The 19,397-nt window shown below is 34.6% G+C and carries 22 protein-coding genes and 1 tRNA gene; 9 read left to right on the top strand and 14 right to left on the bottom strand.

Annotated features, from left to right (window positions below):
* The first annotated feature begins 96 nt into the window (after positions 1-96).
* Both V7S76_RS09390 and V7S76_RS09385 read left to right on the top strand, forming a co-directional pair.
* Entirely contained in the window at positions 97-891 is a 795-nt protein-coding gene (locus tag V7S76_RS09390; protein WP_459509837.1) for a class I SAM-dependent methyltransferase, read from the top strand.
* Between the two features lie 10 nt (positions 892-901).
* Entirely contained in the window at positions 902-1,645 is a 744-nt protein-coding gene (locus V7S76_RS09385) for a glycosyltransferase family 8 protein (RefSeq protein WP_459509836.1), read from the top strand.
* Positions 1,646-1,757: 112 nt separating this feature from the next.
* Here the strand turns inward: V7S76_RS09385 and V7S76_RS09380 are convergent, their stop codons facing one another.
* The 9 genes from V7S76_RS09380 to V7S76_RS09340 form a co-directional block, all read right to left on the bottom strand.
* Positions 1,758-2,210 carry a DUF1569 domain-containing protein gene (locus tag V7S76_RS09380; protein ID WP_459509835.1) on the bottom strand — a complete coding sequence of 151 codons (453 nt, stop codon included), beginning with the start codon at positions 2,208-2,210 and terminating at the stop codon, positions 1,758-1,760.
* Between the two features lie 9 nt (positions 2,211-2,219).
* Positions 2,220-2,891: a potassium channel family protein gene (locus tag V7S76_RS09375; protein ID WP_459509834.1), complete on the bottom strand. Its 672-nt coding sequence runs from the start codon at positions 2,889-2,891 to the stop codon at positions 2,220-2,222.
* Positions 2,892-2,896: 5 nt separating this feature from the next.
* Positions 2,897-3,328: a VOC family protein gene (locus V7S76_RS09370; RefSeq protein ID WP_459509833.1), complete on the bottom strand. Its 432-nt coding sequence runs from the start codon at positions 3,326-3,328 to the stop codon at positions 2,897-2,899.
* A 143-nt stretch (positions 3,329-3,471) separates the two neighbouring features.
* Positions 3,472-3,837, bottom strand: coding sequence for a DoxX family protein (locus V7S76_RS09365; RefSeq protein WP_459509832.1), 366 nt, complete (start codon positions 3,835-3,837; stop codon positions 3,472-3,474).
* 83 nt (positions 3,838-3,920) lie between these two features.
* On the bottom strand, positions 3,921-4,667 hold the full coding sequence (locus V7S76_RS09360; protein ID WP_459509831.1) for an N-formylglutamate amidohydrolase: 747 nt from the start codon (positions 4,665-4,667) through the stop codon (positions 3,921-3,923).
* Between the two features lie 29 nt (positions 4,668-4,696).
* The gene (locus V7S76_RS09355; RefSeq protein ID WP_459509830.1) at positions 4,697-6,136 is read right to left on the bottom strand and encodes an AAA family ATPase; all 1,440 of its coding nucleotides are present in this window, start codon (positions 6,134-6,136) and stop codon (positions 4,697-4,699) included.
* A 1-nt stretch (position 6,137) separates the two neighbouring features.
* Entirely contained in the window at positions 6,138-7,256 is a 1,119-nt protein-coding gene (locus tag V7S76_RS09350) for a vWA domain-containing protein (RefSeq protein WP_459509829.1), read from the bottom strand.
* Positions 7,257-7,391: 135 nt separating this feature from the next.
* Complete coding sequence (locus V7S76_RS09345) at positions 7,392-7,850, bottom strand: RES family NAD+ phosphorylase (protein ID WP_459509828.1); 459 nt, start codon at positions 7,848-7,850, stop codon at positions 7,392-7,394.
* Complete coding sequence (locus V7S76_RS09340) at positions 7,843-8,271, bottom strand: antitoxin Xre/MbcA/ParS toxin-binding domain-containing protein (protein WP_459509827.1); 429 nt, start codon at positions 8,269-8,271, stop codon at positions 7,843-7,845. Before V7S76_RS09340 ends, V7S76_RS09345 begins: the two co-directional genes overlap by 8 nt.
* A 109-nt stretch (positions 8,272-8,380) precedes the next feature.
* Between V7S76_RS09340 and V7S76_RS09335 the strand changes: the two genes are divergently transcribed.
* Positions 8,381-9,055 carry a spheroidene monooxygenase gene (locus V7S76_RS09335; RefSeq protein ID WP_459509826.1) on the top strand — a complete coding sequence of 225 codons (675 nt, stop codon included), beginning with the start codon at positions 8,381-8,383 and terminating at the stop codon, positions 9,053-9,055.
* Between the two features lie 263 nt (positions 9,056-9,318).
* On the opposite strand, the gene V7S76_RS09330 is transcribed toward V7S76_RS09335, so the two are convergent.
* The 3 genes from V7S76_RS09330 to V7S76_RS09320 all read right to left on the bottom strand — a co-directional run bounded on the left by V7S76_RS09330 (position 9,319) and on the right by V7S76_RS09320 (position 11,174).
* Positions 9,319-9,450 (bottom strand): hypothetical protein, encoded by a 132-nt coding sequence (locus V7S76_RS09330; RefSeq protein ID WP_459509825.1) that lies wholly within the window; start codon positions 9,448-9,450, stop codon positions 9,319-9,321.
* Positions 9,451-9,560: 110 nt separating this feature from the next.
* The gene (locus V7S76_RS09325; RefSeq protein ID WP_459509824.1) at positions 9,561-9,902 is read right to left on the bottom strand and encodes a P-II family nitrogen regulator; all 342 of its coding nucleotides are present in this window, start codon (positions 9,900-9,902) and stop codon (positions 9,561-9,563) included.
* A gap of 18 nt (positions 9,903-9,920) precedes the next feature.
* A complete protein-coding gene (locus V7S76_RS09320; protein ID WP_459509823.1) occupies positions 9,921-11,174 on the bottom strand; it encodes an ammonium transporter in 1,254 nt (417 codons plus the stop codon).
* Positions 11,175-11,287: 113 nt separating this feature from the next.
* On the opposite strand from V7S76_RS09320, the gene V7S76_RS09315 reads away from it, so the two are divergent.
* From V7S76_RS09315 to V7S76_RS09305, 3 genes are all read left to right on the top strand, one after another.
* Complete coding sequence (locus V7S76_RS09315) at positions 11,288-13,198, top strand: beta-N-acetylhexosaminidase (RefSeq protein ID WP_459509822.1); 1,911 nt, start codon at positions 11,288-11,290, stop codon at positions 13,196-13,198.
* A 36-nt stretch (positions 13,199-13,234) separates the two neighbouring features.
* On the top strand, positions 13,235-14,011 hold the full coding sequence (locus tag V7S76_RS09310; protein WP_459509821.1) for a carboxylesterase family protein: 777 nt from the start codon (positions 13,235-13,237) through the stop codon (positions 14,009-14,011).
* Positions 14,012-14,114: 103 nt separating this feature from the next.
* A complete protein-coding gene (locus V7S76_RS09305) occupies positions 14,115-14,765 on the top strand; it encodes a DNA/RNA non-specific endonuclease (protein ID WP_459509819.1) in 651 nt (216 codons plus the stop codon).
* Positions 14,766-14,835: 70 nt separating this feature from the next.
* Here the strand turns inward: V7S76_RS09305 and V7S76_RS09300 are convergent, their stop codons facing one another.
* Both V7S76_RS09300 and kduI read right to left on the bottom strand, forming a co-directional pair.
* Positions 14,836-16,722, bottom strand: a complete 1,887-nt coding sequence (locus V7S76_RS09300) for a glycoside hydrolase family 88 protein (protein ID WP_459509818.1) — start codon at positions 16,720-16,722, stop codon at positions 14,836-14,838.
* A 1-nt stretch (position 16,723) separates the two neighbouring features.
* Entirely contained in the window at positions 16,724-17,554 is an 831-nt protein-coding gene (kduI, locus tag V7S76_RS09295) for a 5-dehydro-4-deoxy-D-glucuronate isomerase (protein WP_459509817.1), read from the bottom strand.
* 74 nt (positions 17,555-17,628) lie between these two features.
* Between kduI and V7S76_RS09290 the strand changes: the two genes are divergently transcribed.
* The 3 genes from V7S76_RS09290 to V7S76_RS09280 all read left to right on the top strand — a co-directional run bounded on the left by V7S76_RS09290 (position 17,629) and on the right by V7S76_RS09280 (position 19,389).
* The gene (locus tag V7S76_RS09290) at positions 17,629-18,477 is read left to right on the top strand and encodes a hypothetical protein (RefSeq protein ID WP_459509816.1); all 849 of its coding nucleotides are present in this window, start codon (positions 17,629-17,631) and stop codon (positions 18,475-18,477) included.
* Positions 18,474-19,238, top strand: coding sequence for a tRNA (adenosine(37)-N6)-dimethylallyltransferase (locus tag V7S76_RS09285; RefSeq protein ID WP_459509815.1), 765 nt, complete (start codon positions 18,474-18,476; stop codon positions 19,236-19,238). The genes V7S76_RS09290 and V7S76_RS09285 overlap by 4 nt, the downstream gene beginning before the upstream one ends.
* 66 nt (positions 19,239-19,304) lie before the next feature.
* Positions 19,305-19,389, top strand: a tRNA-Ser gene (locus V7S76_RS09280).
* The last annotated feature ends 8 nt before the right edge of the window (positions 19,390-19,397 follow it).

The following is a 19,397-nucleotide window of genomic DNA, read 5'->3' as shown; positions in this document are numbered from 1 at the left end:
TCAATTGATGATTACCTAGTGGCTAAATTTTTAATTAATTCTAATTATTTTTGTCAACCTTAGTAAAGTTCCTCAGTTCTAAAAAAATCATTTAAAATGTTAGTTTCATTTTATCTTAAAATAAAGCGTCTACTCAAAAAAAATATTAAAGAATCCAAAGTTTATATACCCATCAGGTATGTTCTGACGAAGTATTTTTTAGAAATTGATAATAGAAATATAGTTAAATTAATTTTTGGAAATTCTACACCGAAAGTTTTAAATGGCCCATTTAAAGATCTAAATTATTTAAGAGTAAGTGCTGGTAGTGTATTGCTTGCTAAACTAACGGGTTCCTACGAAGAGCCAATTTTGGATATTATCGAGAAAATTGTTTCTGAAAATAAACATAAGAAAATAATTGATATTGGCTCTGCAGAAGGGTATTATGCGGTAGGGTTAGCAAAACTACTTCCTGATTGTCAGATTACCGCAATAGATACGGATGGGTATGCTCGATATTTGTGCAAGAAATTGTCTAAATTGAATAATACAAATAACGTCCTTGTTCTGAAGGAATTCACTGAAAATATAATCTTAGAATCCAATAAAGTAGAAACTTTAATTATATGTGATATTGAAGGAGATGAGTTATTTCTGATGAATCCTAATTTATATAAGTCTCTTTTAAATTGTGATTTATTAATAGAGTGTCATGATTTTATTAAGGATGGTACCACCAAAACTTTAATAGAATTTTATGAGAACACTCATAGCGTCGAGTCAATAGTAGATTATAAAGGTAGAGTTAGACAATATGAAATCCCTAATCTTGAATATGCCGCAAAATTAAATTTATTTAATGAGAAAAGACCCGATGGAATGAATTGGCTTTATTTAAAGAAAAAATAAATATATTAAAATGAATATTATTTACGGCGCAGATAGGGATTATAGACATCATTTATTTTCTTCAATTTTATCATTTTTGAATTACCATCATTCTAGTGAAGTTAAATTTTATATCATTAATTCAGATTTTAATTCATCGGATTTTGATTTTATTAATAAAAAAATTAAAAATCAAAATGCTCAAGTCTTAGACTTTAAAATTAATGACAGTAGTTTGAAAAAATTAAAGTTAAGTCACCATTTTAAAATAGCGAATTATTACAGGCTTTTTATTCCATTCTTGCCTATTGATTTTGGATTATACTTAGATGCTGATACAATTATCAATGGAAGTTTAGAGGAGCTGTATAAAACCGACTTGAAAAATAATGTTATTGGGGCTGTCCAAGACCCGGGTTACAATGATTTTTCCTTATTAAATCTGCCATCAAACCCCGGATGTTTTAACAGTGGAGTCATACTTTGTAATATTGATTACTGGCGCCAAAACGATGTTTCTAATCTAGTAATTGAATTTGTAAAAACAAATCCAGATAAAATTATGTATGTAGACCAATGCGGCTTAAACTACATACTTAAAAATAAATGGCTACCGTTAGAGGCAAAATTTAATTATCAATTAAATGTTAAACATGAACCTGGCTTATCCCCAGTGATCATTCACTACAATGGACATAGAAAGCCATGGCACTTAATTTATTTAAATGGTTTTAGATTAAATTATTGGTTTTACCGACTTCGATTGAATTTGTAATTTTTAATTAGTTGTCTGATTATCAGGGATTTAATAAGGATTTGTTTCTTAAATTAAATGATCAGCATAATTTGATTGCTTGGTGAAACAAACAGGTTTAAAAGATCCGGCTTTAAACACCAAACTGCGTCAAATGGTGATCTAAGTGTTTGTAAAGCATATTATTCCATTCCTTTTTGTTTAAAATACCAAATGAATGAGATTCTTTACCATCAAAATGATGTACCCCTAATTGTTGTGTTTGTTGGATGTAGTTGATCAAACGCTGTTTTTCCAATTCAAATTTCCGGATATCTTTGATGATAAATGCAGGTGCTGTTTGTCCGTTTTTGGGATAGGGGACTTCATTGACTACCATTTTTTTTATAAACATTTTAAGAACAAATCTGATTAAAAAATTCGGTTTAGGATGAATGTTTTCGTAGATCATTTCATAAGTTACGTTGCAATGCGCTAACATTTGTTCCACATTCATTTTTCCCCATTTTGCTTGCGTAGTAGGACTTAGTTGTTCAATTCGCTGAATAATTTCTGCAGAAATTTCTGGATCAAATACATTTTTCATGCTTAGGATTTAATTGTTAGAAGTGAATTTTGAAATAACGATTCCTACCACTGCGACCATATAAAACTGACCAAGCATTCCAAAAAATGCGGTCACTAATCTGCTCATATCGGTAATGGGATACATATCACCAAAACCAATGCTCGTTAGGGTAATAAAACTAAAATAAGATAATTCATTATAAATTTTTGGTGTATTTCCTACGCTGATACCATGAAAGGAGTGAGGGAAATTGTATTCTATAAATAGATAAGTAAATAGAGCAATCATACTCAATACCATATAACCACAAAATGAACCAATGATTACATTGAGCCGAACTTCTTTGGTATAGGTTATTTGGTACATAACTTCAGCAAATATGAAGCAGTAGTAAACAATATAGAAAAGAGTAAGAAATTGTACGAACCAAAATTGCTGACCCAAAAACATAAATGCGAAGGGCATACAAACACTGATGAACGATAGGATATTTCGAACGGTTTTAACATTTTTATTATGCTCGGTAAAAATGCCAAAACTGGCGATGGAAATGACCACCATGTTCAATGGCCATACATATTTCAAATAAATATCATTGTTGGGAAAGAATATTTTATCGAATATCAACAGCACAAATGCAATTAATAAAAATTCAAATCGATAATGACTTAGTTGGTTATGTACTGTTTTCTTGCTCATTCGATTTATTTGTGGTTTGTTGAATCAAATTCTACCATCCATTCAATGCCGTACTGATCTCTTAACATCCCAAAATACGTGCTCCAAGGACTATGTTCCAAAGGCATTTCAACTTCTCCTTCGATGGATAGTTCATTGAAAATTTGATTAGCCTCTTCTATACTTTGAGTTTGGACAACTATTTTACTTCTGTTTTCACGTTCATTGGTAGGGCCCATGAATTCCGGAACATCATTGGCCATTAATTTACTTTGACCAATGGGAAGTTCAATGTGCATGATTTTCTCTGCTTCATTTTCAGGTACTTGGAATTCCGCACTAGCAAGATCCTTAAAGCGAATTACCTTGGTAAATTCTCCTCCAAATATAGATTGGTAAAAAAGAAATGCCTTTTCCGCATTTCCATTGAAATTAATATGTGGGTGTATTTGTGCCATATGAGTGAATTGGAAATTTGGGAGATAGAAAAGAGAAAAGAGATATTACCTAATACCTATTACCTTTTACCTATTACCTATTACCTATTACCTATTACCTATTACCTATTACCTATTACCTATTACCTATTACCTTTTACCTATTACCTCTCATCTAATTTTTGATAATACACATACGAAACCATCAAAATGCCTAAAATAATCAGAGGAAAGAATGTTTGAAAATGGATGCCATCTACAGCAGCATGGCTAATACTAGCAAAAAGAAAGTCGAAGATAAAACCTGCATAAGCCCATTCTTTAAAACGTTTTGGAATGGCGGGGATGATTAAAGCCAACACACCCAATACTTTAAATACGACCAATGCATTCCCAAAATACTCCGGATAGCCTAAGTGACGAATGCCTTCTTTAGCTAATTCTGTTTGCGATGTTAATGCCGGCATAAGGCCTTCAAATAATGCAATGATGGTCGTAGTGGTCCAATAGATGATTTTGTTTGATTTCATGGTCTTTTTGTATGTTGAGTAATTTGATTTTTTTTCAAATTAATGGATAAATTCCTCAATATGCAATTAATCCCCTTTAAGCTTTAAAAATGGCCTTTTATAGTTTTTATAAATTCGCTAGTTAGTTTTTTAATTTCTGAATACCTTTCCAACTTTTCATTGCTCTGCTCCTTAAGATATAATTTTCTATTTATTTCGAGCATTAAAGTTTGGACGTTTTTTGTTTTTTGGTAATGTTCCAATGGAACGATGGAACCTTTATAGGGCCAATCAATTCCTAAGGTATAACCAGTCTTTTCAAAAAAGGATTTAGATACTTCAACTAAATGTTTGGGTGTGTGAAACGGGTCTGTTCCTATATTGAAATCCGGTCTATTGATGTTTTTGTCTAGATCTCTACATAATGGAGTATTGGGATATGAATGACAATCAATAATCAGTGCTTTCCCAAATTGGTTTAATTGTTTATCTACTGCTGTACTGAGTTTCTCATGATGCTTCCAGTAGTATTCCTTCAAAACGTTTTCTTTAAGTGAAGGCGTTACTTTTCTGATAGCAACCCCTTCATCACTTTTTTCATATAAAACACCCATGCCAAATTGAGCCATAATTTCTTGTTCATCATCGGAGAATCTTTCAGGGTCACAAAAGATTCTTGAAAAGTCTGCGCGTATCATAACATCCTCTTCGGAAAAAAATAGGTCGTCAGTATACCAATCTGTCAATTTTAGAATCTCTTTCCTTAACTCGATCTCATCAACAATATATCCTTCCTTTAGTGGAATATTGGTGGAAGAATGTGGAACATGAAGGATAATTTGATTTGGCAAGATTTCTTATTTTAAAATGAAAACGCTTTTTACAATACATTCAACAAATCCTTGAACTGAAACCCGTCCGTCAGTCGTTCTTTACCCAGTTTTTGATGTTCTACCAAAGCCCAAAGGACAAATTCTTTTAGGAAATAACGGTCTTTGCTTGACACTTGACCCTGATATTTTTTAATCAAGTCATTTAAAGCGGGAATTGAATCCAAAGTATTTTGATATTCTTTTTCAGAACTTTCATCGTATAAAACCAAACCTCCCTCAGCATAAATGGCTTCCATGAGTTCCGTGTAAGGTGTATTTTCTATTTTCTTACTGAGCTTTTCTATTTTAGGAAATAAGCCCGGTAAGAAGGTTTTGATAGCAGAATGGATTAATTCCGTTGCCACAAAGGCTGCACCTTCTTGTTCGCCTTCATAAACCAATTCCACTTTTCCTGTAATAGCAGGAATGATTCCCATGAAATCTGATAATCGTACCGTTGTTTTGCTTTCTCCCGAGATGAAGGCTCTTCGTTCCGCTGTACTTACCAAACTTTCCAACATGCTAATGCTCATTCTTGCACTCACGCCACTTTTACTGTCTATGTAATCGCTTTCTCTAGCTTCAAAGACAATTTGTTCCAATAAATCCAATGCTAATTCCGGTACATAGACTACATCACTTTGCTGTGCATTGATTTTGGCTTCCTGACTCGAAATTTTTCTTGCTACCGCTATGCTTTCAGGATAGTGAGTCAAGATTTGGGAGCCTATACGGTCTTTTAATGGAGTAACAATGCTACCTCTATTGGTATAATCTTCTGGATTAGCCGTAAAAATAAACTGCATGTCCAATGGTAACCTTAATTTGAATCCACGGATTTGTATGTCGCCTTCCTGCAAAATATTGAACAATGCCACTTGAATTCGAGCTTGTAAATCAGGTATTTCATTGATGACAAAAATACAACGATTCGCCCTTGGAATCATTCCATAATGAATTACTCGGTCATCTGCATAGGATAACTTCAAATTCGCAGCTTTGATAGGATCTATGTCACCTATCAAATCCGCTACCGTCACATCTGGAGTGGCCAATTTCTCAGCAAATCTTTCATCTCGGTGTAACCATGCAATGGGTGTATCATCCCCTTTTTCAATAATCAATTCTTTCGCATATCTTGAGATGGGGTGGAAAGGGTCGTCATTGATTTCCGAACCTGCCACAAAAGGAATATATTCGTCCAACAACAAAACCATTAAACGCGCTAAACGTGTTTTGGCTTGTCCTCGCAATCCCAATAAATTGATGTTATGTCGGGATAATATGGCTCTTTCCAATTCAGGAATAACCGAATTTTCAAAACCATGTACGCCTTCAAATACATTTTTTCCCTCTTTTAAGTGTTGAATTAAATTATCTCTTAATTCGTCTTTGATGGATTTACTTTGGTAAGCTGCTTTTTTTAATTCGCCTAAGGTTGATATCATGTTATTTAAGTCGTTTCTTTCTGTTGTTTTCGTAATCTTGAAAAATCATTTCTCCTAATCCTCTCAAGCCTGTATAAAATGCTTTTCCTTGATTGGCTTCTGTGAATTTATCTACAAATTGTTGCAGATACGAATCTCTTGCAATCATAAATGTAGTAATTGGTATATGCAATTTTCTTGCTTGAGCTGCTTGTGTGTAGCATTTTTCAGTGACATAAGGGTCCAAGCCGTTGCTATTCATGTAATAAGTGCCATCTTTTTCACGCACGCAACTCGGCTTGCCATCTGTAATCATGAAAATTTGTTTATTCGTATTACGTTTTCTACGAAGGATGTCCATCGCCAATTGCAAACCCGCCACAGTATTGGTGTGGTAAGGGCCTACCTTTAGATAAGGGATATCTTTGATAGAAATGGCCCAAGCGTCATTACCAAATACCAAAATGTCTAAAGTGTCTTTGGGATATCGAGTGGTAATCAGTTCTGCCAAAGCCATGGCCACTTTTTTGGCAGGTGTAATTCGATCTTCGCCATAAAGAATCATGGAATGCGAAATGTCAATCATCAATACTGTACTCATTTGCGATTTATTGTGCGTGTCTTCCACGATCAAATCGTCTTCATTGAGTTCAAATGACCCAATTCCATGATTCAACTGAGCATTTTTTAAACTTTCTGTTAAAGAAATTCGATCCAATCCGTCTCCAAATTGGTATTCTCTAAATTCGCCAGTTTGTTCATCGCCATTTCCTGTGGATTTAGTTTTATGACTTCCTGAACCACTTTTTTGTAAATTACCAAAGATATTTTCCAAGGCTTGTTGGCGGATGGCTCTTTCTGTTTTGGCCGTGATGACATTTCCTGAATTGCCACCTTCATCAATTTCTTCTCTGATATAACCTTTGGCCTTTAAATCTTCTATGAAATTATCGATGGTGTAGTTTTCATCGGTTAACTCATATTCTTTATCCAACTCACGAAGCCAATCAATGGCTTCGTCAAAATCACCAGAAGTGTGAGTGATGAGTTCTTTAAAGATGCCAAACAATTTATCAAAAGGTGAGGTGCTTGTTTCCTCGTATTCCTTAAAATAAAAGCCTTTTTTGTTGGTTTGATGCATACGTAAAGAAACAACATTTTTGAATTTTTTGTTTCAATTAATGTGAAATAATCCAATAATTAATACTCTTATTCTTGATTGATTTATTACCTGCTTTAAATCTTAAGAAATTCTATTGAATTAATTTTTTATCATTTAGAATAATTGATTATCCCATAAATAAGGTTCCTTTTTTAAGATTCGAACAGTTGAAATGAAATTTGGATGTTCCGTATTGATTAAGTAATTGTATTCATCGGGAACTATTACTGATGGAACTTTTAGAATCAAGTTCTTTTTTTCTTGGTACCATGATTGACCTAATTGTTGACACCTATACATTCCATTGAGTGTTTGCCAATCCGGATGAAGATGTTCGATCTCTAACATTTGTATAGAAGTGTTCGATAGGTCTATTTCAATTTCCATACAGATATAGTCCTTGATAGGGAAGCCTGATAATCGACACAAATTCTCTAGCGTAGCCAATGACTTACTTTGAGCCGTGTATAACACATAATTTTTTTCAAAATTCCAACGATTGGTTTTTCCCGAAGCTTGTAAATGAGCAAACACACTTTCAACAATCCGGTAAACTAGGATAGAATTAGGCATTTTCACCGTATTGAATGGCCGTTAATTGATCATCAATGAAACTAATTCCTGATTTACTGACCAAAAATTCCAATGGTTTTTTTTGATCCAAATAAAAATTTGGACGATCCAACCATTGTTGAAAATGCACCTCACCGGAAAATACATGAATGCCATGTTTGTATAAATTCAATAGTAAGAGAATTTGTTCCTGTATAGATTCTTTAAAATGGCTTGTTCCTTTTATGTATGTTTTTAGTGTTTTAGGAGTTACATCCAATAAAGTTGACAAAGTTGAGTCAGGTAAATTGGAAATATTTTTAATTGCTTGCATATAGGTATAATCAACAGTTCCAGCAATCATTTGCTGAATAATATATTGATTGGACATGGGAGTTGGTAACTTTTGCATTAGTTGGTAGGATATTTCTTTCGTTTGCATGACAAATTTATAATTTTTTGAACGTAAAGTAAAATTACATATTTAAATAGGTAAAATTATCAACTTGTTGGTATTTTTTTCCTAGATCAAAACACTATATCTTTGAAACATGCAAATCGTTTCCATCCGCTTTCTAACTTTTAAAGGTTTTGCCAATAAGCGATTGGCATTGGCGGAAATGGGTAGATCCAGGTTTAATCCTTGGAAAGCTGAAGGTTTGATTTTGGCTAAGCATTTAGGAGTGGGAAAAGGTAATGGTTTTTCAATTTTTCCAGATTTTTCTACTTACGCATTTTTGGGAGTATTTGAAACCGCAGAATTAGCGAATGAATTTTTTACACAAGATCATCGTTGGTTAGAATTGAAAGCAAAAACGGATCATATTTCAGGTTGGGATGGTTTCGCTATTAAGGCACATGGAACTTGGAATCAGCAGCAACCTTTTCAATTATATGATTTACCTCAAGATTATACTGGACAAATAGCTGTCATAACACGCGCAAGTATTCGTTGGTCACAAGCTTGGCGCTTTTGGATGAATGTACCTGCAAGTTCAAAGAACATTGAATTACAAAATGGTTTATTATTGGCCAAAGGAGTAGGAGAGTTACCATTGGTAGAACAAGCAACTTTTAGTCTTTGGAATTCCCAAAAAGAATTAGACCAATTTGCCTACAAAAGTCGGCAACATGCCCCCATGATTAAAAAAACGCGACAATACAATTGGTATAAAGAGGAGATGTTTGTGAGGATGGTGGTAATTAAGGTAATAGGTAAAAGGTAAAAGGTAAAAGGTAATAGTTAATAGTTAATAGGTATTGGTGCCAATTAAGAGTTAAATTATTCCTTAATACCTCAACATTCCATATAGCATTGCCATTTATTGGTTAATTCTTATTCCATGGTATTTCTTTTTTTAGCAAAAAAGAAACGAAAAAACTTAAATTCTGCCAGTTAATCCAAGACGAATCAATTTAATTATAAGGTATCAATTATGAATTATGAGCGTTTTTAAAAATTCATAACTCATAATTCATAACTCATAATTTATTTCGTTTCTTTCGTCGGATTAACCGTAAATTCATTCATAAGATCCAAAAATAAATAACGTTCGCTGATCTCAATTACTGAGCTTTCCGAAGTATCAAAGCCAAAAGCAGTAATTAAGAGATTAATCATTGGAAATTTCAAGCCTTAATTCGCATTATTACCTTTTACCTATTACCTATTACCTATTACCTATTACCTATTACCTATTACCTATTACCTATTACCTATTACCTATTACCTTATTTAATCGCCTCTCCGCCACGTACTTTATTTCGGATACGAATGGCATCAATCACATCATAGATGAAGATTTTACCATCACCCGTGTTTCCTTCAGAGGCATTGTTTAATATCACATCTAGGCATTTTTCAACATTCTCGTCACTAACAACGCAAATGATCATGACTTTGGGTAGCAAAATCATGGATTTTTCTGTTCCACGATAAATTTCAGAATAACCTTGTTGTAAACCAGCTCCACGAACAGGAACAACCGTCATACAAGGAATATTTGCATCTATTAAGCCTTTTTGAATGGCTTTTAATTTAGATGGTTTTACAATAGCTTCTATTTTTTTCATGATTTCCTTGTCTAAAAATTATTCAAAAGTCGTGTAAGCTTCTACTCCAAATTCAACCGCATCTATACCTGCTGATTCAGCTTTATGGCTTATTCTAATGCCAATGGTACGTTTTAATATATGAAATATGCCGAATGTTATGGCAAAAGAAAAAATACTGATGACACTTACGCCCAATAATTGGGTAATAAACTGTTCTGATTGTCCGGTGGTAAATAAACCATTTTTCTCTGAAAATAAACCCACTGCGACGGTTCCGAAAAATCCATTAACTCCGTGAACTGCTATTGCACCCACCGGATCATCAATTTTCATATTATCGACTATTACTACCGCCATATCAACAATGGTTCCTGCTACCAATCCGATCAACAAAGCACTGTTAGCACTAACTACATTACAACCCGCCGTTACAGCTACTAAACCAGCTAAAATACCATTAATTACCATGGTAATATCAACTTTTTTGTAACGTAAAAATGTATAACAAATAGTGGCGATACCACCCATCGCTGATGCTAAAAAGGTGTTGGTCGCTACTTTACCAATCAAATCCCATTTACCAACAGCTGCCAAAGTAGAACCAGGATTAAATCCAAACCAACCAAACCAAAGAATAAAGGCACCAACTGCCGAAAGAGTTAAGTTATGTCCAGGAATGGCATTAATAGAACCATCTTCATTGTATTTTCCTAGTCTTGGCCCTAATACAATTGCACCCGCTAAAGCCGCAAAGCCACCCATGGCGTGAACAGCTGCAGAACCTGCAAAATCATTAAAACCTCTCATAGCTAACCAACCATGTGGATTCCATACCCAATTGGCTGCCAAAGGATACATGAATGCACAAAATATACAAACATAAACTGCGTAAGACCACATTTTCATTCGTTCTGCAACACCACCAGAAACGATGGAAATAGCTGCGATCGCAAATCCCATTTGAATGAACCAAAATAAAGAATTAGAAATGGTAAGGCCTAAACCTAAATCGCCTGACATGATACCTGTATCAAAGGCAAACCATCCATTGGATTGTCCATAGGCAATTCCAAATCCCACCATGTAAAAGGCAATTCCTCCAAACATGATATCAATCATTACTTTGGCTATAATACTTACAGCGTTTTTGGAACGGACAAATCCAGCTTCTAATAGGGCAAATCCACCTTCCATTTGAAAAATTAATGCGGCACAAAGCGCAACCCAGACAGTATCGATGGCATGGGTTAGTTCAGCTTGCTGGTTGGCAAGACTCAAAGACTCGTTCATGGTTTTGTTTCTTAAAGTATAAAAATGCTTTCAATCGCAAAAATAAGTAAGCATTTGGAATTTTTCACATTTTAATGGAACTTTAATTCGTTAACAAACTATTTAAATCTGAAATGAAACTTAAAAAACTATCTTTCCTTGGCTTATTATTGATTTCTACCTTCACATTTGCCCAAGAACCCGCTTTAATTCCTATTCCTGTTTCAGCAGAATATCCTTCAGGAACCTATACATTACCTAAAAGTCTCATAATTTCTGCACCTCAAAATAAAAATTTGGAGGCTGCTTATGAATTATTGAATCAAAAGTTGGGTACCAATGCTGGAATAAAAATACAATGGCTTTTGGGAGCAGGCAATCAAGCTCAACTTGCTAATATTAAGTTGGAATTAAACAATAAATCTTCCAATCAATTGGGAAAAGAAGGTTATCAATTGACAGTAAATGCTCAAGGTGTTCAAATTAAAGCGAATGAACCAGTAGGTTTATTTTATGGTATTCAAACACTAACTCAGTTACTACCCAAAGAATTAGGCAGTAAAACCATAAAAACGAAAATCGCTGTAAAAATTCCATTTGCTAAAATCACGGATTATCCAAAGTTTGTTTGGAGAGGAATGATGTTTGATGTTTCTCGTCACTTTTTTACCAAAGCTGAGGTAAAACAGTTCATTGATGAAATGGCAGAGTATAAATACAATATTTTGCATTTTCATTTAACGGATGATGAAGGCTGGCGTGTAGAAATTAAGGCTTTTCCCAATTTGACAAAAAAAGGAGCGTTTAATGTTAAAAAAGTTGGTCGTTTTACGGAATTTTCTAAACCAGAACCCAGTGAACCAAGAAATTATGGCGGTTTTTATACCCAAGAGGATTTAAAGGAATTGATTCAATATGCAAAAGCTCGGTTTATTGAAATAATGCCAGAGGTAGATGTTCCAGGACATTCCATGGCAGCCATCGCCTCCTATCCAGAATTATCTTGTACGCCAGAAGCAGTGAATTACCAAGTAATTTCCGGAGAACCATTTATTGATTGGTCTACTGATCATGCAATTGCCTTGCAAGACAATACATTATGCCCCGCCAATGAAAAAGTATATACTTTTTTAGATAAAGTATTTGGCGAAATAGCTGCCATTTTTCCTTTCGAATACATGCATATTGGTGGAGATGAATGTCCCAAAAATTATTGGGAGAAAAATCCTCAAATTTTAGCCATGATGAAACAAGAAGGTTTGAAAAATACACAAGAGGTTCAGGCTTTTTTCACCAGACGTTTATCTAAAATTGTGGCTTCCAAAGGGAAAAAAATGATGGGATGGGATGAGATTTTAGAAGGGGGAGGTTTACCACAGAGTACTGCTGTAATGTCTTGGAGAGGAGAGGTAGGTGGAATACAAGCTGCTAAAGATGGTCATGAAGTAGTTATGACTCCGAATAATCACGTATATGTTGATTTAATGCAAGGTGATATTGCCATAGAACCTCAAGTGTATAAAACAGTGCGGTTAAAGGATTCCTATGATTTTAATCCCACCCCTGCAGGCATCAATGAAAAATTTGTCAAAGGTGGACAGGCTAATTTATGGTCAGAACAATTATTTAACTATCGACATTTACAATACATGGTTTATCCACGTTCCTTTGCGATAGCTGAACGTTTATGGTCTCCTAGGGAAAGAACAGATTGGAATGGATTCATTGATCGTGTGGAATCTCATTTTGAGCGTTTTGATGCAGCAGAGAAAAAATATGCCCCAAGTATGTATGAGCCTAAAATATCCTTTAGTAAAAATGCTAATAATGAGATTTCTGTCGAATTGACTCCTGAAATATCAAATGTAACTTTCCATTACAGTTTTGATAATTCGTATCCTGACAAATTTTATCCCGCAGCAGTAGGAAAAGTTATTGTACCAAAAGATGCAGAGCGGATCCGAATCATTTCCATTAAAAATGGGAAACAAGTAGGTCGTTTCATTTCTGTCCCCCGAGCAGATATGATTCAAAGAAGTAAATAATATATTCCCTTTCAAAAGAATTTATTAATAGAAATCATGAAAAAGATATTTTTAGTTTTTGTTTTTAGTTTAATTACCATTTATTCTATGTGGGCTCAATTTGAAAAGAAAGAGTTTGTTACAAAAGAGGGAAATATATTGATGTATCAAATCCTTTATCCAGAGAATTACAACCCAAAGAACAAGTATCCCGTATTTTTATTATTACATGGTGCTGGAGAAAGGGGTAATGATAATGTTGCCCAATTGACTCATGGTTCAAAATTGTTTTTGAATGAAGATAATCGAAAGAAATATCCAGCGATTGTGATTTTTCCACAATGTCCAAAAGATAATTTTTGGGCAAGTATCAAGATTGATCGTGGTGTAAAATCACCATATTCGTTTGATTTTATTTACAATGAAAAGCTGAATTGGCCTACTCAGGCGGCAGTTGATTTGGTAAAAAGCTTGGTTAAAGAAAATAAAGCTGATAAAAAGCGATTGTACATTGCAGGTTTATCCATGGGAGGTATGGGAACCATGGAAGTGGTTTCTCGCTATCCTAAAATGTTTGCTGCAGCTGGTCCAATTTGTGGTGGTGCCGATTTGAATTTTGTTAATAAATATGCCCATAAGCTCCCTTTTTGGGTATTTCATGGAGATGCTGATATGGTGGTACCTGTGGAGAATTCTCGCAAATTAGTTGAAGCACTCCAACTAGCGAAAGGCGATGTCAAATATTCCGAATATCCTAAAGTCAATCATAACTCTTGGGACAATGCTTTTGCTGAGCCTGACTTTTTAGGATGGTTTTTTAGTAAGAAAAGGTAAGGAAAAGAGAAAAGAGGAGAGAGAAAAGAGAAAAGAGAAAAGAGAAAAGAGAAAAGAGAAAAGAGGAGAGAGAAAAGAGATAAATGCGATTAAATATTAAACCATGATTTTTCAATTTGTATTACTTTTATTCCTTCAAATTTTACCTTCAGGGATTAAAAATATTACAAGTGCTAGTACAGCATCAACTTCCAATTATTTAGTCGTAAAGAAAGGTTACGTTATGTCATATAATGGAAATGATGCTCGTGCGAATTGGGTAGGATGGACGCTTTCTTATTCAGATTTAGGTGGGGCAGAAAGAAGTAATCGTTTTAGGGAGGATAAAGATTTGCCGACATCATTTAAGAAATCGGATGCTGATGACTATCGTCAATCAGGTTATGATCGTGGTCATTTGTGTAATTCGGAAGATCGAAGTTCTAGTGATTATCTCAATGAAGAGACATTTTTAATGTCGAATATGCTTCCCCAGACTCCACAATTGAATCGTGGTCCTTGGAAAAGATTAGAAGAATACTGTAGAAAGTTGGCTAGGAGAGGTCAAAAATTAACCATCTATGCGGGAGGAATTGGGCGTTTGGGAAGAGGTGGGGAGGTAATTATACCATCTCACTGCTGGAAAGTGGTTATTTCAACAGAAAAAATGTGGTGTATTCTTATCCCCAATGAACATAATTTACATCCCAATTGGCAAACTTATTCCATCCCTTTGAAAGAATTGGAGAAGCTCATGGGAGGAAAGTTTTTGTAGGGTTGAACTATCCGATTTCTTCTCTCTTCTCTCTTCTCTCTTCTCTCTTCTCTCTTCTCTCTTCTCTCTTCTATTTCTTCAACATATAAATCGCTAATTTTTTAGCTGCAAGGAAGTTTTCATACTCCAATGGAGTTCTACGGTTATTGGTGTATTCATTATACAACCATGGATCACCCAATGCATATACTTTTCCTTTGCCTACCATCGCAACTGCCATAACGGAATGTCCTTGATGATTAACCAAAGATTTTGCTGAACCTGATAATTTTAATGTGGTAATTTCTTTGATATAAACTTTATTAATTGGCTCAAATACTTCATTGCCTTTTGGTATGAGTACTGTTCCTTGATCCCAATTTTTACCTTGTACAAAATTTAGATTCGGCGCCACAAATTCGATTCCAAATCGCTTAGCTAATTCATTGAATCGAGGTATTTCACAATTGGTTGTGTCATTAGCTAATAATATTAAATGCCCTCCATTTTTCACCCAAACTTCAATTTCATCAGCTGCCTTAGCTGTCATGTAATTTGGTTTACTTGTTTCTTTATAGGAATCTGGATCAACAATGATATAAACCGCTGCACCTTTTAAATTTTGTTGGGTTGGTGAGGATCCTAAGCTATCAATTTTCGCTCCTAATTGTTGCCATTGTTGTCCCCAAAGCCAAAAACCAGAATCTTTTCTATCTTCCCATGTATAATGAAATCTTTCGGATTTACCGTCTTTGGTTTTGCGATATTCATGATTGAAATAATAATCCAATACAACTTTTTTACCTTTACCGATGGATAATTCCTTTGCTATTTCCATTTCCAAAGATGCTAAAATATAAGGTCCAACACCTTTTAAATCATCTTTTTTTAAGGGTTCACTAAGGTAATATTCATAACTTCCATCTCGGTAAGGAGTACCACCCAATCCACCAACACTCACCGTTTTTTCCAAATGAATGTTGCCTTCAGCGTCTTTTGAAATAAATTCCTTGTTAATTCCTTGATATGCTTTTTGTGCGGCTAGTAGGAATTTTTGAGATAAATAACCTTTTCTTACTCCTTTGGCAAAGGAATAAACAAACATATTTGCACAAGAGGCCTCAAAATAATTGCCTTTTCTTCCTGGGAAATTGGGAACTTGATACCATAAACCCGTTTTCGCATCTTGGATTTTCAATAATGCTTCACTTAATCTATTTAATTGACTGATTAGAATGTTTCTTTTTGGATGGTTTTCTGGCATATAATCCAATACATCTACCAAAGCCATTTGATACCATCCCATGGATCTACCCCAGAAATTAGGCGAATGGCCATTTTCTTTGTTGGCCCAAGGTTGAACTTTTGCATAGTCAAAAGCATGGAACAATAAACCTGTTTTAGGCTCGATGCTACCTTTCCACATTAATTCAAATTGCTTTACTATGTCATCCCAATTATTTTCGTTGAAAATATTTCCATATTCAGCATAAAAAGGCTCAAGCATGTACAATCCATCCAACCACATTTGATTGGGATATCTATCTTTGTGCCAAAATCCACCTTCTTTCGTCCTTGGCTGAGTTTTAATTTGCTCTCTTAATTTTTGGGCCGCTAATTTATACTTTTCATCCGCTATTTCTTGATAAAGAAAAAGCAAGGCACGTCCTGTTGTAATATTATCAGAATTGAATTCCGATGCTTTATAAGTTCTGATATTCCCTTTATCATCCACAAACGTTTGGATGTTTTTCTTGATGTAATCAAAATATTTGGCATCACCTGTTCGAATATAAACCTGCTCCAATGCTTTCAAAAATAAACCTTGCTCGTAATCCCAATTCGCTGGTTTACCTGTTTTTACTTGGATAGAATCAGCATGGATTTTCATCATGGATTCTGCCATTAAAACAGAATTTTGTGCCGTGCAGATGGCAGATAAACATAATAGGTTTAGTAACAAGATGTATTTTTTCATTTTATCTTAATTCAGTGATTTCCGAAAATTCCATGTCAGTGTAATCTTTATTTTCTCCAGCCATTCCCCATATAAAGGAATAATTTTTTGTTCCACAACCGCTATGAACCGACCATGGTGGAGAAATAATCGCTTGGTGATTTTGCATCCAAATGTGTTTCGTTTCTTGAGGTTGGCCCATTAAATGCATAACACTATGCGCAGGATCTACATCAAAATATAAATAGGCTTCCATCCGTCTGTCGTGAACATGGGCTGGCATGGTGTTCCATACGGACCCTGGCTCTAAAATGGTTAATCCCATCACCAATTGGCATGATTGTATACCTTCATTATGAATATATTTATAAATGGTTCGGTGATTGGAAGTTTCTAAGCTACCTAATGTTACCGTGATAACATCTTTTTTGGCTAAATGCGTGTTTGGAAATTGGGCATGAGCAGGAGAGGATAAAATATAAAATAAAGCGGGATTTTCTTTGGATAAAGATTCAAATACTACTTTTTGAGTACCTTTTCCTAGATAAACGGCATCTAGTTTATCAACAATAAACTCCTCATTTTCAGTACTTATTTTTCCTTTTCCCCCTACATTGATAATCCCTATCTCTCTTCTTTCTAAGAAGTAATTGGCCTTTAATTTATCTGGATTGGGTAATTCTAAAGCTAAATTGACTGGCTTGGCCCCACCAATGATCATTCGATCGTAAATGGTATAAGTTAATTCAATGCTATCAGCATGAAAGATATTTTCAATTAAAAATTGATCTCTTATTTCTTGGTTAGTAAAAGTGGAAACCTCTCTGCTACTCGCCTCAAATCTATAATTCATATTCATATAATTTTTATTTTTAAAGATGAATAAATCCATTTTCTACTCATTAAAATTTATCTTTGAATCTATTTATGGAAATCAAAGAACACCCATTTTATCAGGTTTTGCATCAACAATTAGCAGAATTAGGATTTTATCCTTATCCTGATTCAATGGTATTTTTCCCTATTTGGTTCAATGAGGAAAAACAAATCTTTATTCAAGGTGTCGCTTTAAGTGATTTTTCCAATCGAAAAAATACACTTTCACCAGTTATTTGGCAGGAATTGATGTTAACGAATCGCCAAAAATTTTCCAAGTATATGTGTATTTGGGAGGACAACTGGCTCCATCGTAGAGATTTTATTAAAATGTATCTTCATCAATTATTGCACGGAACATTTTCCATTTTTGCACGTGATTTGAAAGTTGGAATTATCCCTCAGAATGTAGCGAATGAATTTTTAAATATGTCTCATATTTTAGGTGATGCTAAAGGTAAAACCTACTTGGGATTATTTGTTCCTCCACATCGTCAATTTCGAGGAATTAAAAGTTCGATTGAATTCGAGGGAAACCCATTGGTTGGAGTGGCTGTTTTTGGGAAAACATTGGTGATGAAGGACAAAAAATATGTAGGTCAACAATCAACCGAATTGGTTCGCTTCGCTTCATTGCCTGGCACTCGTATCGTGGGTGGTATTACCAAAGCTTTACGATTTTATCAAAAAGCTTTTTTGGTAGATAATATTATGACCTATGTGGATTTGGAATGGAATGATGGACATGGATTTTTAGGAATGGGATTTGAAATGGAATCCCTTACTAATCCATTGTTATTTAGCGTCAATGATTTGAAACATCGTAGTTTGGTTGAAAATTGGTATGTTGCCGATGCATGTAATGCAGGTAATTTGAAATTAAGGTATGAATTGAAATGAAGCAAAATCCATTGATTGTTATTCTAGGTCCTACTGCAAGCGGGAAAACAAATTTAGCTGTTCAATTGGCCCAACGATTGAACGGTGAAATTATATCTGCAGATTCGCGACAAATTTATCGAGGTTTAGATATTGGTACAGGTAAAGATTTACGGGAATATATGGTGAATGATTGCATCATCCAACATCATTTGATTGATATTTTAGATATTGGTCAACCTTATTCGGTAGCACATTTTAAGTCGGATGCCATTCAGGCCATTAATGCAGCGGCTCAAAAATCTAAATGGCCGATTCTCTGCGGTGGAACGGGATTATACATAGATGCACTTCTTTCCAATTATGAATTTTCTCATACACCTGATTTTTTAGAAGAAAATCAATCCCTAAATCGACCATTTCATGTTTTTGGTTTAAATCCTTCCGTAGAACTTCGAAGAGAAAAATGTTCGATTCGTTTGATGCAACGTATAGAAGAAGGTTTAATCAAAGAAGTTGAAGATTTATTAGTCCAAGGAGTGAGTGCCGAAGATTTAAAATGGTTGGGTTTGGAATATAAGTGGATTGTTAATTACCTAGAAGGTCAATATGGTTGGGATGAATTTAAAAATGGTTTGGAAATATCCATTCATCAATTCGCTAAAAGGCAAATGACATTTTTCAGGAAAATGGAAAGGTCGGGAATTGATATTCAGTGGGTTCCGTATGATTTAAGCCTTCAAGACCGATTGGATTGGCTCATTTCAAAAATTATTTTTTAAGGATTTTTACGCAAAAGGTTGCATAAAATGAAAAATCACCTTACTTTTGCAATCTCATTACGAGACAGAGAGTTGGCAGAGTGGTCGATTGCGGCAGTCTTGAAAACTGTTGACTGTTACAGGTCCGGGGGTTCGAATCCCTCACTCTCTACATAAGCG

Source organism: Aquirufa sp. ROCK2-A2, from assembly GCF_054558485.1.
Note: the sequence above shows the minus strand (reverse complement) of the source record. Positions and strands in the feature narration are given on the sequence as shown.